The sequence below is a fragment of the Parasphingopyxis algicola genome (assembly GCF_013378075.1).
Classification (GTDB): Bacteria; Pseudomonadota; Alphaproteobacteria; order Sphingomonadales; family Sphingomonadaceae; genus Parasphingopyxis; species Parasphingopyxis algicola.
In genome coordinates this window covers 1,904,439-1,921,780 of the sequence record NZ_CP051131.1, presented here as the reverse complement: position 1 = coordinate 1,921,780, position 17,342 = coordinate 1,904,439, and the positions used below count along the sequence as shown (strand labels likewise).

Genomic DNA, 17,342 nt, shown 5'->3' with positions numbered 1-17,342 from the left:
CTGTTGAGAAATCCGCCGGCTGAGCGTCTCCGTCCCGATCAATCATTCTCCCCGTTCGTGGAGCAGCGCAGCGGTCGAATAGCTGCTGACGCCATAGGGAACGAGATAGGTGAGGATGATCTTCCAATAGGGCGGCATCACACCCGCCCACAGCATATCGCCCTGGTTGATGAGGATCAGCAGCGTTCCGATGACTGCGGATACCTTGAGCGCACGAACAACGGTTACCCGGCGCAACAGGAGCGGGGCAAAGGCGGCATTGGCGGATTCGCTATCGTCGGGCATGCATTCTCCGGGCTCGTCCTGATGAACGGCTTTCCGGAGTAAACCCGGCGGTGGCATCGACACAATGGCCGATGGGCGGCCGTCGCAGACAGCCGGGCCGGCTGCATGGCTATCTGGCCAAGCCGACCGCCCAGTCGAGCGTGTGGAAATAGTGCCGGTAGCGATCCTCGAGAAAACCGTCGGCTTCGCGAATATGGATCCAGGCATTCAGGAAATGCAGGAGAGAATCCTCGCCGCTTCTGACGACGAAGCCTGCCACCGTCCCGACCAGCGGTTCGTCGAGCGGTAGGGCGATGGTCTGCGAAAAGCGCAGCGCGAAAATCCGCGTTTCGGGCACGCTTGCCACATAGGCCTGCGCCCGGCCCGAAAGGACTTCCGCCTCGGCAGCCTCCGGTGTCGGAAAGCTGGTTACGCTGGCCTGCTCGAAAGTCCGGTTGGCGACGCCTTCGGCAAGGCTGTCTTCCACGACGGCTATGGTCGTCTCCGGCGTGTCGAGTTCGCCGACGCCGCTATCGGCGCTGACGGCCTGCATATTCACCGCAAGATTGATGCCCGACTGCATATAGGGATTGGAAAAATAGAATCGTTGCGCGCGTTCGGGCGAGATCGCGACGCCGGCGGCCACCATGTCCACATCGCCCCGCTCCAGTGCTGCGAAAACCCGATCGAACTCGAACAGCTCGAATCGCGCGGCCACGCCGAGATCGGCTGCAATCCTGTTCGCAAGGTCGATTTCATGGCCCGCCAACTCGCCGTCATTGTCGCGATAGGTCCATGGCGCAAAAGCGGAAACGCCGACCACGATCTCGCCCCGTTCCCGTATGGTCGCGAAGTCTTCGGCGGATGCGGCCGCTGGAACGACCAGCGTCAGGATCAACAGCAGGCGCGACAGGAGTTTCGTCATGTTTTCCGTCCGTTCTCGGTCACGTGGCGTGTGGAAAAACTAGGAGGTGCAGGGAGAAGCGGCAAGCGGTTTGCGATTATCCGCGTTTTCAGACATTGCGCGATCGATTTCATGCGGCCCGGTCGGAACGCAGCTGGAACCGGACTCGAAGCGTTTGACGCGGTGCCATCGCGTACGATTCCCGTCCAAGAGGATCGAAAGAACCGACTGGGGGGCTGAAGAAACCCGTGGCGGTACGTCGCACTCGACCAATGCTCGGCCGGATGCCACCCGAATGGATAGCTTTCGTTCGTCGGAAAAATGCGCAAGATGTCACAGAATGGTTGCGGCGAAAGCATTCGCCGCGCCGGGGTAGGAGGTGCGAAATCTTGAATAGCGGACCGATGCGGCGATGATATCATGAGCGAAATTCTGCTGGCCAATGCGCGGATCGTCGATCCCGAAGCGGAGACCATCTCCGACCCTGTCGATCTGAGGATAAGGGATGGACGGATCGCGGAGATCGGATCGGGGCTCGACGGCGATTCTATCGAAAAGATCGATGCTAACGGGCGCTTCCTTTTGCCTGGGCTCATCGATTGCCACGTCCATCCCTTTCTCGCCGACACCAATCTCGCCCGGCTGAGCGAGGTGCCGCCCACCCTCATGAGTGCGCGGGCGAGCCGTATCCTAGAAGGCATGCTGCAGCGCGGCTTCACCACGGTCCGCGATGCGGCCGGCGCCGATTGGGGCATCAAGCAGGCGGTCGAGGACGGCCTGATCGAGGGGCCCCGCCTGTTTATCGCCGGGCGGGCGCTGAGTCAGACTGGCGGGCATGGCGACTTTCGCTCGCGGACCGACGATCGCGACGTTTGTCATTGCGCGCATGCGCTGGCCTTCACGTCGCGCATCGCCGACGGGATCGACGATGTCCGCCGCACGGTGCGCGAAGAACTGCGCAAGGGCGCGGACCAGATCAAGATCATGGTGTCGGGCGGCGCATCGTCGCCGCACGACCCGCTTGAGCGCAACCAGTACAGCCCGTCAGAGATCGCCGTGATCGTGGAGGAAGCGCAACGGCGCGGCACCTATGTGATGGCCCATGCCTATGGCGCCGACGCCATCCGCGTAGCGCTGGAATGCGGTGTGCGGACGATCGAGCACGGCAATATGATCGACGAGGCGACCGCGGCGCTCGCCGCCGACAGGGGCGCCTATCTGGTGCCGACCCTGATCACCTACGAAGTTCTCGCCGAGTCTGCGGCAGACAGCGGCTGGAGCGAGGCCATGCTGACAAAGCTCGCGCGCGTGCGCGATGCTGGGCTGGAATCGATCCGGATTTGTCGCGAGGCTGGCGTTAAATTGGGGCTTGGCACCGATCTGCTCGGCGACAGCTTCGATCACCAGTCGCGCGAATTCCTAGTCCGTTCGCAGGTCGAGAGCCCGGCGCAGATTCTTCATTCTGCAACCCGGATCAACGCGGAAATACTTAGGCAAACGGACGAGCTCGGGTTGATTGCAACCGGCGCGATTGCCGATCTGCTTCTTCTCGATGACAATCCGCTCGAAGATCTGTCGGTCCTGCAGGATCAGGGCGCGCATATGCCGGTCATCGTCAAACAGGGCGCGATCGTCAAAAACCGGTTGTGAAGGACCAGCGCGCAAAAATTGGGCCGCTGAGGCCTCCCGCCGTCGTGCTGGCGCGCATTGGCATCCCGCGCTAACCGTTGGCGGGGCTTTGAGGCGGACGGGCAATTATGGCTGACGAGGAAGAATTGGGCGGCGAAGACGGCTGGATCGTTGCCAGCAAATTCGCCCCCAGCCGACCCAATATCAGCCTGGTCGATCGCGCGCGCCTGATCGAGCGGCTCGACGCAGGCCTGTCCGCCAAGGCGATATTTCTGGTCGCGCCGGCCGGCTTCGGCAAATCGACGCTGCTCTGCCAGTGGTTCGATGCACGGCAAGGCAAGGGCGACATCATCGGATGGCTCAGCCTCGACGAAGCCGATTGCGCAGCCGGGCAGTTTCTCGCTTACATCACCCTTTCCTTGGCCGACGCGGGCGCCGAACTGGGCCAGTTCGAGGTGGCGGCACGCAACGGCTTTCCCGATTCCAGGCCGCAAGTGGTGCTGAGCAGCCTCATGCGCCGGATCGGCAATTTTCCCGAGCGCTGCGTGCTGATCCTCGACGACATGCATCTGGCGGCTTCGCCCGAGACCAATGCGCTGCTCGACCAGATGATCCGCGAGGCTCCGTCCAACTTCACCTTGGTGCTCAACAGCAGACAGGCCCCTCCGATCGAATTGCCGAGCCTGGTTGCTGCCGGCGATGTCGTCGAGATCGGACCGGAACAGCTGCGATTGACGCAGACGGAATCGAGCGCGGCGCTCGGGATGCAGATCGAAGAGTCGGTCGCCCGGGAGATTTTCGAGCTTACGGAGGGCTGGCCGGTCGCGGTCCAGCTGGCGCGTGTGCAGAAACAGGCCCAACCCGACTCGGCCTTTCAATCGGGGATTTCTTCGGGGCTGATTGCCTCCTATCTCACCAAGCAGGTACTCGATACGCTCGCGCCCGATGTGCGCGAATTCCTGCTCAGCATGAGTGTCCTCGAGCAATTCAACGCATCGCTCGCCGATGCCGTTTGCGGTTCGAACAAAAGCCTCGCAATGTTGCGCGAGCTCGAGAGCTTCAGCGCGCTGCTTGTTCCGACCGACGTGCAGGGCGGATGGGTCCGGCTGCACCATCTGGTTGCGGAATATCTGCGCGAAACGCTGCTGGCCGAGGCGCCGGGCCGGGTCATCGAACTCTATGCCGCGGCCAGCGCCTGGTTCGAGGCGAATAATCAGCTCATCGCCGCCGTTCGATACGCACGGCTGGCAGAGGACGATGCACTGGTCGAACGCCTCATACTCGACGCTGGAGGCTGGTCCATCATTCTGACCGAGGGCATCAATGTGATGCGGACCTTGCTCAGGCTGGCGCCCGAACATCTGATCTCCAGCAGCGCGCGGCTGATGATCGCCAAATCCTATCTGTGTTGCAAGGATGGAAAATATCAGGAAGCGCGAGGGCTTCTCGATGCCTCCGAGGCGCTACGCGCGGCCGGTTCGGCCGACGCGTACGAGCGCGACCGGCGCTTGGTGGGATCAATGATCGGCGCGTATGAGGACACCCGGGACTGGACCGTGCGAACCGCGGCGCGCGACATGCCGAGCCAGCTTGACGAATGGACTCCGCTGGAGGGCGGCACATTGTTGTGCGAGGCGGTGATCGCGCTGTTCTCGTCGGGCGAACTCGATCGCGCGCATGACAATCTCGAGCTCGCCTTTCGCGAGATGCGGCGCAGCGGATCGGTCCTGGGTCTGAATTACTGCTACATCCACGCCGCCACGCACGCGCTCTATCTGGGAAAACTCGACCTCGCCAAGGCCAACATCGTGCAGGCCCTGGATCTGGCGGAGAACAATTTCGGCTCTGATAGCGGACTCAAGAGAATGGCGCAGGTCGTGGATTTTGCGATTCGCACCTGGGCCGGCGAGGTCGAGAAGCCCGAGATCGACGAATTCTCCAATGTTCTGGCGCATATCGAGAAAAATGACGGCTGGACGGAGGTCTATCTCGTCGGTCTCGACGCGGGGGTGGCGGCCTGCGAACAGCATGGCGATCTGGGTACCGCCGCCGAGTTTTGCGACCGCATGCTCGAGCTCGCAAAGCGCCGTAGCCTCACAAGGCTCGAGCGGCAGGCAATCATTCTCAAGATGCGCGGGGCGTATCTTCGAGGGCATGCGCATGAAGTCACCAAACTCGCGGAAGACGTCGGCAACTGGGTCAGGACGCACGATCTCAGGACGTCCGCGCGCGACTGGCAGAATCATTTCATTGCCGTTTCCAACCTGGCGATCGCCCGCAAAATGTCGCCGTCGATCGCGGCGAACGCCCTGCGGCAAAGCATCCACGACGGACGCGAGCGCGGGGCCAACTTTTTCGAGATCCGGCTCCTCGTTTCGGAGGCGTTGCTGCTCTGGCAACTGGACAAGAACGAGCGGAGCATTGATGCCTTGCGGGAGGCCCTGGTCCTTGCCGCACCGCAAGGAATTCTCGGCCCGTTCATCGGCCTCGAGCCGCTCAAGCCGATCCTCGGCGGGCGGAAGATCGAACTGAGCCTGAACCAGGAAAATGTATTGCTCGGAAATTTCGTGTCGCAGGTTCAGAAGCGGCGCCGAGAAATGCGCCCGCAATCCGGCAACGAGTTGCTGAGCGCACGCGAGCAGGAAATTCTCGAACAGCTGGCCCAGGGATGTTCGAACAAGGAAATTGCCCGCAGGTTCGAATTGACCGAGAATACGGTGAAATTCCACCTCAAGAATATTTTCTCGAAGCTCGAGGTGAACCGGCGGACGCAGGCCGTTGCCGTCGCCCGGCAGACCAACCTCATCGATTGATCCCGGCCGGCCCGAACAGGCGGCGCTCCTACCTGTTCGGGTAGGCTTGGGAGACCGCCCCCCTCTTCTCGCCGATCGAGCCACCCGATTGTTGCCGCCCGGCAAACATATCCGGTGCTATCGTGGAGGCAATAAATCGAGAACCTTTGGGGGTGCCAAAAATGAGAAAATTCCTGCGCGCGACACTTGCCACGACCGCTTTGGGCATAAGCGGTACTTTGATGATGGCGCCGGCCCATGCCCAAGAAGCGGACGCCGCAACCACCGAAGAAGATGTGGGCACCAACGTCATAATCGTGACCGCTCGTGGTCGCGATGAATCCCTGCTTGACGTGCCGATCTCGGAGACCGTCTTCGACGCGCAGGCGCTCGAGGATGCCAATATCCAGCGGGTGGACGATTTCATTGCGCTGACGCCGGGCGTTACCTTCTCGAACTCCCAGGATGCGGGAACGAACTTCATTTCCATTCGCGGCCTGTCCCAGACCCGCAACGGCGAACCGCCGGTCGCGGTGGTGGTCGACGACGTGCTACAGGTCAATTCGCGCAGCTTCGACCAGCCGCTGTTCGACCTTGAAAGCGTCGAGGTTCTGCGCGGGCCGCAGGGAGCGCTCTATGGTCGCAACGCCACCGGCGGCGCGATCCTCATCAACACCCGGATGCCGACCAACGATTTCGAGGGCTATGTCAATCTCCATGCCGGTACCGGTGGGGAATATGGCGCCGAGGTTTCGCTGTCCGGCCCGATCGTCGAAGACCAGGTGTTGTTCCGGGTCTCGGGAAAATATCTCGATCGCGAGGGCTTTCTCGACAATGTATTCCTGGACGAAGAAGCCGACTATCTCGAAGATATCGCATTGCGCGGCCATCTGCGCTTCCTTCCGTCCGACACGGTGACGATCGACCTGCGCGGTTCGATAGTGCGGACCGATGCGGGCTCGCTCAACTTCTCCTACCAGCCGGCGATCATCGATCCGGCGTCGGGCCTGTCGACCGCGTTCGATTTTACGATCAACGACGCCGATCTGGTGCAACGCGATTTTTTCGCCAACAATCTAGGACTCGACGATCGCGATATCGACCAGCTTTCGCTGCGCGTGAACATCGATCTGGGCTTCGGGGATCTAAAATTCATCTCCGCCTATGACAGGATCACGCAGAGCACCGCGAGCGACCAGTTCCCCTATTCGGCCGCGAGTACTATCACGCCCTCGCCGGCTTTTCCGTTCTTCGACGGGACCCAATCCCAATTCTTCGATATCGAGACCTTCAGCCAGGAGGTCCGCCTGACCTCCAAATCGAACCAGCCTTTCCGCTGGATGGTCGGGGGCTATTATCTGGACACCAACCGGTTCGTTTCATCGTCGATCATGAACGATCTCGAGCAGGGGATTGTGCGGATCCGCCGCGAGCCGGTGCTCAACCCGTCGAACCCGCTCACCAGTTTCATCGCCGATGACAATGACAACGAGGCATGGGCGCTGTTCTTCAATCTCGCCTATGATCTGTCCGACTCCCTGGAGCTGTCGGTTGCCGGCCGCTACGATCGCGACCGGCGCGTGCAGAATGTCGATCCCGATCAGGGGCTCTATGACGGGGCGGGCAATGTCACCGCGGCGATCGGACAGCCCGGCGCCACCAATCGCGCGACGTTCGACCTGTTCCAGCCCAAGGTCACGCTGCGCTATCAGCCGAGCAATTCGACAACGCTCTACGCGTCCTGGGGCAAGGGCTTCCGCAGCGGTCAGTTCAACCAGAACGGTGTCGGCGCAATCGCCGCCGGCGCGGGCGTGAGCGGCGTTACCGACGTAATCGATCAGGAGGAAACGGAAACCATCGAAGCCGGTTTCCGGGCCGAACTGGGCAGAGGGACCACGATCAGCGGCGCGGTCTACAAAACCGACCTCAGCAATGCGCCCTATTTCGTCTTCATCGGGGCGGTCAGCGCACAGGTACTCGTGCCGATCGACGAAATCGACATCCTCGGCGTCGAGTTCGAAGGCTCGGCGGAGCTGGCCGACGGCCTGACCGCCTATCTCGGCGTCAGCTTCACGGACAGCGATATCGAACAGTATAGCGTCAATCCGGCGCTGGTTGGAAACGAGGCGCCCTATATCGCGAGCAACACGATCAATGCCGGTATCCAGTACCGGACCGACATTTCGAACTCGCTCGGCTTTTTCATCCGCGGCGATTTCGAAAATCGCGGTCGCCAGTTCTGGGACCCGGAAAACAGCACGGCCCGATCGGCGATCCAGCTGGTCAACGCCCGGGTCGGAATCGAGGATCTGGACGGACGCTGGAGCTTCACGATTTCTGGCACGAATATCTTCGATGAAGTCTATAATTCGGAGTTCGTGACCGGCGGCTTTGCCCATGCCGGCCAGCCCCATGCCTTCCGCGCTGAACTGCGGTTCAACTTCTGATGGGTGCGGCGGCTATGCTGCGACGGTCGGGCGATCCTCGTGGCCGAGCCGCCCATCCGGCGAGCGAGCCATGGCAAGGGAAAGCTACAGTTTCACGTGCAGATACGGCGCGTTCACCGTCCGGTTTGACTTCGAGGCTGCGCCCGAAACCAGCGCTTATTTCGCGCGCGCCTTCGCCACGCCGGATTTCGTCGACGCGAGCATTTTTCGCATCGTGACCCAGGCGAACTCGTCCCTGCACGCATCGGTGCCGATCGAGGTGATCCAGTTCGGTCTGGAATATGACGGCACGGGACCGCTCGATCGGATTGCGCATGAAGGCACGGATAGGACCGGTCTCAGACATATACGCTGGGCCGTATCAGCAGCGCGCTACGGCAAGGGGGAAGCCTATCCGAGCTGCTTCATCTGCATGCGCGACGAGCCGGAGCTCGATTCCGGGGGCAAGCGCCATGACGACGGCGCGGGTTTCGCCGTGTTCGGCCGGGTGACAGCCGGGTTCGAAACCCTGGAGCGCGTTTTCGCGCAGGCGGAAAGCGAGGATTTTCTGCGCGAGACGGTACCCATCGAGCTCCACTGAAGAGCATGGAAACGATCCGGTGTTGCGGCACCGACAGAACGGGATTGACAGGATGGCGAAGTACAAAGTGTCGGCGGATATCGGCGGGACCTTCACGGATATCGTGGTGGAGGACGATGCCGGCGCGGTGCGCATCGGCAAGGTTCCCACGACGAAGGAAAACCCCGCGCTCGGCGTTTTGCAGGGCATCGGCCAGCTGGTCGGCGATCCTTCGGAGATCGATTTCTTCGTCCACGGCACCACCGTCGGGCTGAACGCGTTTCTCGAACGGCGCGGCGCCAAGACGATGCTGGTCATGACCGGCGGCATCAGCGACACTTATACGATCGCGCGCGGCCACCGCGAAGAGCTTTACAAGCTCCATTACCGCAAGCCCGAGCAGCTCGTGCCGCGGCGCAACGTTCATGAAGTGCGCGAGCGGCTGGCCTGGGACGGCTCGGTCGTTACCGCCCTGTCCGAAGAGGATTTCGCGCCGATCATCGAGAAGGCGAAGTCCGAAGGCTTCGAAGCCATCGCGATCTGCTTCCTCCATGCTTATACCAACCCCGCCCACGAATTGCGGGCGCGCGAGATCCTCAAGGCGGCGCTGCCCGATATATCGGTCTCGCTCTCGCACCAGGTCGCGCCCGAATGGCGCGAAGTGGAGCGGGCCTCCTCGACCGTGATGGACGCCTATGTCGCACCGGTCGTCGAGCTGTACCTGCGCACGCTCAAGGCCGAGCTGGCCGAGTCCGGCATGAACAAGACCGTCCATGTGATGGGTTCGAGCGGCGGCGTGATGACCGATCGCCTGGCAACCGAGCGGCCCATCGCGACGCTGATGTCGGGTCCTGTCGGTGGCAGTATCGGCGGCTGCGAGCTGGCGCGGCGCACCGGCATCGACAATCTGCTGTGCGTCGATATGGGCGGAACGTCGTTCGATCTCAGCCTGGTGGTCGATGGCCAGCCAGAGATGACTTCTGAAACCGTGCTCGAGGGGCTGCCGCTGCTGATGTCGATCGTCAGCATCGACACGGTCGGTGCGGGCGGCGGCTCGATCGCATGGGTTGAAGCCGGCGGTCTGCGCGTGGGGCCGAAGAGCTCAGGCTCCTATCCCGGGCCGGTATGCTATTCGCGCGGCGGGACGCAACCGACCGTCACCGACGCGAACCTGTTCCTGGGCCGCCTCGGCGACGATTCGCTGCTCGACGGCAAGATGAAGCTCGACAGCGGAGCCACGGGCAGCGCTTTGGCCGAGCTTGGCGCGCAGATCGGTCTGTCCGACCGCGAGCTTGCAGAAGGGATACTTGCCGTCAGCAACGCCAAGATGGCCGACGCGATGCGTACCATCACCGTGGGCCAGGGCATCGATCCCCGCGATTTCACGCTCGTCGCGTTCGGCGGAGCCGGTCCGATGCACGCGGTGGAACTTGCGCGTGAGCTCGACATGAAAAGAGTGCTGATCCCGCGTTTCCCGGGCACATTCTCGGCCTGGGGCATGCTGCAAAGCGATATTCGGCACGATCTCATGGCCAGCCATATCGGCGTGATGAGCGCCCTTGATGAAGCGAAGCTCGACGCGGAATTCGCCGCGCTTGAAGAGCAGGGACGCGAGAAGCTGCGCGAGGAGAATGTGCCGGAAGAGGCGATGGCCTTCGCGCGCTCGGTCGACCTGCGCTATCAGGGTCAGGAATATTCGATCAATGTTCCGATCGAGCGCGGCGCGTCCGTCGCTGCCGTGCTCGAGCTTTTTCATTGGCTCTACGAACGGCGATATGGCCACTCGCAGCCAGAATCCGAGACCGAGATCATCAGTATCCGTCTCGCTGCCACCGGCAGTTTCGAGCACGGCGATGACGGGGCGGCATTCGAGCCGACGCCGGGCGAGCCGCAGGTCGGCACACGCGATGTGATCTTCGACGGCACCAATCACGCAACACCGATCGTGAAACGCGATCGCCTGGCGCCGGACCAATCGATGTCGAGCCCGGCCATCATCGAGGAAGAAAGCGCAACCACCGTCGTGCCGCCCGGCTACACCATCACGATCGACACGTTCGGAAACATGCTCATCGCCGCAGGAGAGAGCGCATGACGACCAGCAGCCCGCATACCAACCCGGTCACGACCGAGATCATCCGCAACGCCTTCAACGCGATCGCGGAAGACATGAACGCCTCTCTGATCCGCAGCGCGTTCACGCCGATCATCTACGAGGGCAAGGACTGCGCGGTCGGCCTGCTCGACGAGAATGGCGATGTGCTCGGTCAGTCGCTCGGCCTGCCATTGTTCCTCGGCAATCTCTCGCTCTGCGTGCAGATCATCGCCGAGATGAAGGGCTGGGATTATTACGAGGAGGGCGACGTTATCCTCCTGAACGATTCCTACATCGCCGGTACGCATCTCAACGATATCACCGTGATCATGCCGATTTTCCGGGAAGGCCGGAGGATCGGTTTCGCCACGTCGCGCGCACATTGGCTGGATGTCGGGGCGAAGGATGCCGGATCGCCCACCGATGCCTTCGAGATCTACCAGGAAGGCATGCGCTGGCCGCCGACCAAGGTTTACCGTTGCGGCGAAGCGCAACAGGACATTCTCAATTTCATGCGCGCGAACAGCCGTTTCGGCGACGCGCTGATCGGCGACCTTCATGCGCAGATTGCGGCGGGGCGGACCGGCGAAAAACGGATGCGGGGGCTGATCGACCGCTTCGGCTACGATACCGTGAAAGCCGCCCGCGACGATATCTTCACGCAATCGTCGGCGCTGGAACGGGAGGCGATCGCGGCGATCCCCGATGGCGAGTACACCGCCGAGGGCTCGCTCGACAGCGACGGGATTTCGGACGAGCCGGTGCCGGTCAGGCTGACCGTCCGCGTCGCCGGCGAGACGATGGAGATGGACCTGACCGGATCGGCCGAGCAGACGGTCGGCGCGGTCAATTGCGGCTTCACCCAGACGGTTTCCGCCCTCCGTGTCGCCTTCAAGCTGCTGGTCAATCCCGAACGGCCCGTCGATGGCGGTACCTTCCAGGCGCTCGAGGTGATTGCGCCCGAGGGGAGCATATTCCACGCGCAGGAACCGGCCGCCTGTTCCTGGTATTTCTCCTCGCTCGGCCTCCTCATTGACATGGTGGTGCGCGCGCTCGCGCCGGCCATGCCCGAGCGGGCTGCCGCCGCGCATTATGGCGATTCCATGGTCACGATTTTCAGCGGGAAGGACGCCCGTAACGAGGATGCCTTTTTCGTGGCGGTCGAGGCCAATTGCGGCGGCTGGGGCGCATGGGACGGCGAGGACGGGCAGGATTGCCTGATCAACAACGTCAATGGCAGCTTCCGCGACTATCCGATCGAGGTGTTCGAGCATCGCTATCCGATGCGGATCGCGAAGTACGGCATTCGGAAGGGCAGCGGCGGACAAGGCGAATTCCGCGGCGGCAATGGCAGCTATCGCGAATATCACCTCGATGGGGACACCAGCCTGTCCTTGTGGTTCGAGCGATCCGTCACGCGGCCCTGGGGGTTGTCCGGCGGCGAGGCAGGGCTCGGTCCCAAGGTGGAGATCGTCGCTCCCGATGGCAGCGTGCGCGACGACTTGCTGAAAGCCAACGCCATAGCCCTCAAGGCCGGCAGCGTGGTGCGTGTTGCGACCGGCGGCGGTGGCGGCTTCGGCGACCCCGCTCGGCGAAGCGCAGATCGGCTTGAGAGAGACCGCGCCGATGGTTTTGTCAGTTAGAAAAAGTCGGAAGGCGGGGCGGCGCGCCCGTTCACCCGTATGGCCGGCTGACCATTGCAGGCCATCGCTGCTCTTGTCGGCGCCATTAACGTCCGTACGTGAGCCAGGTCGTCAAATCCAATATTTCGAAAAATGGGAGAGTGGATATGCCAAAGATCGTTCAATTTCATGAGCTTGGTGGACCAGAGGTCCTGAAGATCGAAGAATGGGAAGCGCCGGCCTTGCAGGAAGGGGAGGTCCTGCTCGACGTTGCCGCCTTCGCGCTCAATCGCGCGGATATCTTGTTCTTCCAGGGTTTGCACTACACGTTCCCCAACATGCCTTCACGCCTTGGCTCGGAAGCGTCCGGGACCATTGCGGCAGTCGGCGAGGGCGTCGATGATTTCGCTGTGGGGGACAAGGTCTCGACGATTCCCTTCGCCAATGCCCGCTATGGCGTTCATGGCGAGCAGGCAGTCGCACATCAGGATTTCCTCGCGCCGTGGCCCGACGAGCTATCGGCGATCGAGGCAACGTCGATCTGGATGCAGTATCTCACAGCCTATTATCCGATCGTGGAGATCGGCGAGGCGCGCGAGGGAGATTTCGTGCTCGTCACCGCCGCCAGTTCGAGCGCCGGACTGGGCGCGATTGAAATCGCCCGGGATGCCGGCGCATCCGTTATCGCCACCACCCGGTCCGGCAGCAAATCGGATGCGATCCTGTCGGCCGGCGCGCATCATGTCATCGCCACCGACAAGGAAGATGTGGCCGGCCGCATCATGGAGATCAGCGGCGGCAAGGGCGTGCGGGTGATCTACGATGCCGTGGGCGGTTCCCTGTACGATCGCTATCTTGACGCACTCGCGGAAGATGCGCGGATCATTCTCTACGGCCTGCTTGACGACGAACCGACCAAGATCGACGTCGTCAAAATGGTGCGTAAGAACGCGATCATGCACCCCTATTCGATGTTCAACGAAGTCCGGCATGCCGAGCGGCTGGAGCGGGGCATGGCCTATATTCTCGAGCGGTTGAAGGACGGGCGCTTCAAGCCCCGGATCAATGATCAGGTCTTCACGATGGAGAACGCTGTCGACGCCTATCGATACATGCTCGGCGGCGAACAGATCGGCAAGATCGTAGTGCGGGCGAGCGGCTGAACCGGCGGTCTCTTCCGGAGGTGGGCAACAGGTAACGCGGCAAATTGACTGCGCTCCCCTGCTGCCCACATCCTGCGAAGCCTCACCAAACAGCAATCATTTCCGATCGGATCCGCCGTGTACCACGCACCCGAAACGCGCCCGTTCGCGGATTTCGCGCCGTCGATTTCGCTTCCGACGCCGTTGCGCCGCGCGATTACCGCTGCTTACCGGTTGCCCGAGCCCGAAGCCGTCCGTCCGCTGCTCGAGACGGCGCGTGTTCCGGAGGGGGATCGCGCCGCGGTCGCGGAGACGGCGCGCATGCTGGTCAACCGTCTCCGGCAAAAGAGGCAGCGCGGCGGCGTGGACGGCCTGGTCAAGGAATATTCGCTCTCGAGCCAGGAGGGCGTGGCGCTGATGTGCCTGGCCGAAGCCTTGCTCCGCATACCCGACAAGGCCACCCGCGACGCGCTGATCCGTGACAAGATAGCCACTGGCGACTGGCGCTCGCACCTTGGCGACGGACGCTCGATTTTCGTCAACGCTGCGACCTGGGGACTGGTGGTTTCCGGCAAGCTCGTCGCGCCGATCAACGAACGCGGGCTGGGCGCTTCGCTGTCGGGTCTCATCAAGCGCTCGGGCGAGCCCGTGATCCGGAGCGGCGTCAACATGGCGATGCAGATGATGGGCGAACAGTTCGTCACCGGCCAGACGATCGACGAGGCGCTCGGACGGGCAAGCCGAAACGAAGCGGCGGGTTTCACCTACAGCTACGACATGCTGGGCGAGGCTGCGATGACGATGGCGGATGCCGAGCGTTACTTTGGCGATTACGAGCGTGCCCTTCACGCTATCGGCAAGGCATCGGACGGTCGCGGCGTCTATGCGGGGCCGGGCATTTCGATCAAGCTGTCCGCGCTCCATCCGCGCTATGCGCGCGCGCAGGCAGGCCGCGTGATGGCCGAGTTGCTGCCGCGCGTGCGCGAACTGGCCCTGCTCGCGAGGCGCTACGATATCGGCTTCAACATCGATGCCGAAGAGGCCGACCGGCTTGAGCTGTCGCTCGACATTCTCGAAGCGCTGGCGCTGGACAATGCGCTGGTGGGATGGGACGGGCTGGGCTTCGTCGCGCAGGCCTATGGCAAGCGCTGCCCCTTCGTCATCGACTGGATCGTCGATCTGGCAAAGCGTTCGGGCCACCGGATCATGGTCCGGCTGGTCAAGGGCGCCTATTGGGATAGCGAGATCAAGCGTACGCAGGTGGACGGGCTTGCCGATTTCGCGGTTTTCACGCGCAAGGTCCATACCGATGTGTCCTATCTTGCCTGCGCGCGAAAACTGCTCGCCGCGCGCGACGTCTTGTTCCCGCAATTCGCGACGCATAATGCGCAGACGCTGGCGACGATCTATCGCCTTGCTGGAGATGAATTCGCGGTCGGCGATTACGAGTTTCAATGCCTGCACGGCATGGGCGAAGAGCTGTATGAAGAGGTCGTCGGACCGGACAAGCTGCACCGCCCCTGCCGCATCTATGCGCCGGTCGGAAGCCATGAGACGCTGCTCGCCTATCTCGTTCGCCGTCTGCTGGAGAACGGCGCGAATTCCTCTTTCGTCAACCGGATCTGGGACGAGGGTGTCCCGCTCGACGATCTTGTCGCCGATCCGGTGGAAGAGGCGGAACGGATCGTTCCCCTCGGATCTCCGCATCCGCTGATCGCGCTCCCGGCCGACCTCTATCCCGATCGGCGCAACGCGTGCGGGCTCGATCTCAGCGACGAAACGGTTCTCGCCACGCTTTCGCGAAAACTGCGCGAAAGCGTCTCGGTCGATTGGCGCGCGGAACCGATAATTGCCGGGCGTGCAATCGCCCGCGCGCCCGCAGACGTAACGAACCCTGGCGATCAGCGGGACGTTGTCGGCCAAGTGGTCTGGGCATTGCCGGAGGACGCCGCCTACGCCGCGCGCAAGGCGGCCGACGCATTTGGCGCGTGGGCGCAGTCCCCGGTCGAGCAGCGAGCCGGTGCCCTGGAAAGAGCGGCCGATCTGCTCGAGCAGCGTATGGAGCCGCTGCTCGGCCTGATCATGCGCGAAGCGGGCAAGTCCCTGCCCAACGCCATTGCCGAGGTGCGCGAAGCGGTCGATTTCCTGCGCTATTACGCCGAGCAGGTCCGCGCGACCTTCGATGCGGATGTCGAACCGCTCGGGCCGATGGTCTGCATCAGCCCCTGGAACTTCCCGCTCGCGATTTTTACCGGCGAAGTCGCGGCGGCGCTGGTCGCCGGCAACACCGTGCTCGCCAAGCCCGCCGAGGAAACGCCACTGATCGCCGCGCAGGCCGTCGGCATCCTGCACGAAGCGGGCATTCCCGAAGAGGTGCTGCAGCTGTTGCCCGGCGACGGCGCGATCGGCGCGGCGCTGGTCGGCGCGCCCGAGATCTGCGGCGTGATCTTCACCGGATCGACCGAGGTCGCCAAGCTGATCCAGCGGCAATTGGCCGAACGCACCTTGCCCGACGGATCGCCCCTGCGATTGATCGCGGAGACCGGCGGGCAAAACGCGATGGTCGTCGATTCATCCGCCCTGCCGGAGCAGGTCGTGCGCGACGTCGTCGCCTCGGCCTTCGACAGTGCCGGCCAGCGCTGTTCGGCATTGCGCATCCTGTGCGTGCAGGACGATATCGCCGACGAGCTGTTGTCGATGCTCAAGGGCGCGATGGCCGAACTCAGCGTCGGTCCTACAGACGAACTGCGCGTCGATGTCGGCCCCGTGATTACCCGGTCGGCGCGCAAGACGATCGAGACCCATGTCGATCGGATGCGCGAAGCGGGCCACGCAGTGGAGCGGCTGAGGCTGGGCGAAGATACCAAGCCGGGCACATTCGTTCCCCCGACAATTGTCGAGATCGAGGATATCGGTCAGCTGGGCCGCGAAGTCTTCGGTCCGGTCCTGCACGTGCTGCGCTATGCCCGCACCGATCTCGGCAAGGTCATGGGGCAGATCAATTCGACCGGATATGGCCTTACTTTCGGCCTTCACAGCCGCATCGACGAGACCATCGCCGAGGTTACCGCGCACGCCCAGGCCGGCAATATCTATATCAACCGCAACGTCATCGGCGCAATCGTCGGCGTGCAACCCTTTGGCGGGCGCGACCTGTCGGGCACCGGGCCGAAGGCTGGCGGACCGCTCTACATCGGGCGCCTGGTCAGGAATGCGGCCCGCAGCACGACGATCGAACGCGGACCGGTTCTCGATCCCGATTATGAGGAATTGGCCCGGTTCGTTCGGCTGACCGAAGATGCGCCGGCGCCATATGGTCACAAGGCGCCGCGGCTGGATTCCTTCGTCGAACTCCCCGGTCCGGTCGGCGAGCAGAATCTCTATGGCGTCTATCCGCGCGGCCGCGTCCTGCTGCTCCCCGCGACCGCGGAAGGATTGCGTGACCAGCTGCTTGCCATCTTCGCGACAGGCAATCTGCCGTTCCTGCCAGACGACGACGCGACCCGCGCGCTCGCCGCCAATCTCCCCGCATCGGTCGCCCAGCGCCTGCAATGGACACCGGACTGGCAGGCAGAGCGGCCTTTCGCCCAGATCCTGATCGAGGATACGGGCAAGGACATCCGTCCCCGGCTCAAGGCCGTGGCGGCCCAGGACGGACCGATCCCGATCGTCCAGCTCGGCATCGGCAAAGGCGGATATCGGACCGACTGGCTGCTCGAGGAAATCGCCCTGTCCATCGACACCACCGCGGCGGGCGGCAACGCCAGCCTGATGGCGGTGGCCTAGAGGGACGTCTCTCAACACAGACAGCCCTGCCCATCCTGAGATGACCAACCCATCATGTCTTGACACTAAATATGTCGTCAAATAATAGTGTCGCAACGACAT

General features: G+C 62.8%; 10 protein-coding genes. 8 read left to right on the top strand and 2 right to left on the bottom strand.

What is annotated here, in order from left to right; translation table 11 throughout:
- Nucleotides 1–42 precede the first annotated feature (42 nt).
- Together nrtS and HFP57_RS09460 are read right to left on the bottom strand one after the other, a co-directional pair.
- Nucleotides 43–285 (bottom strand): nitrate/nitrite transporter NrtS, encoded by a 243-nt coding sequence (nrtS, locus tag HFP57_RS09465; protein ID WP_176869537.1) that lies wholly within the window; start codon nucleotides 283–285, stop codon nucleotides 43–45.
- 109 nt (nucleotides 286–394) lie between these two features.
- Complete coding sequence (locus HFP57_RS09460; protein WP_176869536.1) at nucleotides 395–1,189, bottom strand: transporter substrate-binding domain-containing protein; 795 nt, start codon at nucleotides 1,187–1,189, stop codon at nucleotides 395–397.
- Nucleotides 1,190–1,588: 399 nt separating this feature from the next.
- Here HFP57_RS09460 and HFP57_RS09455 point away from each other — a divergent pair, with 399 nt between their 5' ends.
- The 8 genes from HFP57_RS09455 (at nucleotide 1,589) to putA (ending at nucleotide 17,240) form a co-directional block, all read left to right on the top strand.
- Nucleotides 1,589–2,818 (top strand): metal-dependent hydrolase family protein, encoded by a 1,230-nt coding sequence (locus tag HFP57_RS09455; protein WP_176869535.1) that lies wholly within the window; start codon nucleotides 1,589–1,591, stop codon nucleotides 2,816–2,818.
- 107 nt (nucleotides 2,819–2,925) lie between these two features.
- Nucleotides 2,926–5,610 carry a winged helix-turn-helix domain-containing protein gene (locus tag HFP57_RS09450; protein WP_176869534.1) on the top strand — a complete coding sequence of 895 codons (2,685 nt, stop codon included), beginning with the start codon at nucleotides 2,926–2,928 and terminating at the stop codon, nucleotides 5,608–5,610.
- Between the two features lie 221 nt (nucleotides 5,611–5,831).
- Nucleotides 5,832–8,036, top strand: a complete 2,205-nt coding sequence (locus HFP57_RS09445; RefSeq protein ID WP_246263002.1) for a TonB-dependent receptor — start codon at nucleotides 5,832–5,834, stop codon at nucleotides 8,034–8,036.
- A gap of 70 nt (nucleotides 8,037–8,106) precedes the next feature.
- The gene (locus HFP57_RS09440; protein WP_176869532.1) at nucleotides 8,107–8,616 is read left to right on the top strand and encodes a peptidylprolyl isomerase; all 510 of its coding nucleotides are present in this window, start codon (nucleotides 8,107–8,109) and stop codon (nucleotides 8,614–8,616) included.
- A 52-nt stretch (nucleotides 8,617–8,668) separates the two neighbouring features.
- Nucleotides 8,669–10,690, top strand: coding sequence for a hydantoinase/oxoprolinase family protein (locus tag HFP57_RS09435; RefSeq protein WP_176869531.1), 2,022 nt, complete (start codon nucleotides 8,669–8,671; stop codon nucleotides 10,688–10,690).
- Entirely contained in the window at nucleotides 10,687–12,333 is a 1,647-nt protein-coding gene (locus HFP57_RS09430; RefSeq protein ID WP_176869530.1) for a hydantoinase B/oxoprolinase family protein, read from the top strand. The genes HFP57_RS09435 and HFP57_RS09430 overlap by 4 nt, the downstream gene beginning before the upstream one ends.
- Nucleotides 12,334–12,479: 146 nt before the next feature.
- Nucleotides 12,480–13,475: a zinc-dependent alcohol dehydrogenase family protein gene (locus tag HFP57_RS09425; protein ID WP_176869529.1), complete on the top strand. Its 996-nt coding sequence runs from the start codon at nucleotides 12,480–12,482 to the stop codon at nucleotides 13,473–13,475.
- Between the two features lie 117 nt (nucleotides 13,476–13,592).
- Complete coding sequence (putA, locus tag HFP57_RS09420; protein ID WP_176869528.1) at nucleotides 13,593–17,240, top strand: trifunctional transcriptional regulator/proline dehydrogenase/L-glutamate gamma-semialdehyde dehydrogenase; 3,648 nt, start codon at nucleotides 13,593–13,595, stop codon at nucleotides 17,238–17,240.
- The last annotated feature ends 102 nt before the right edge of the window (nucleotides 17,241–17,342 follow it).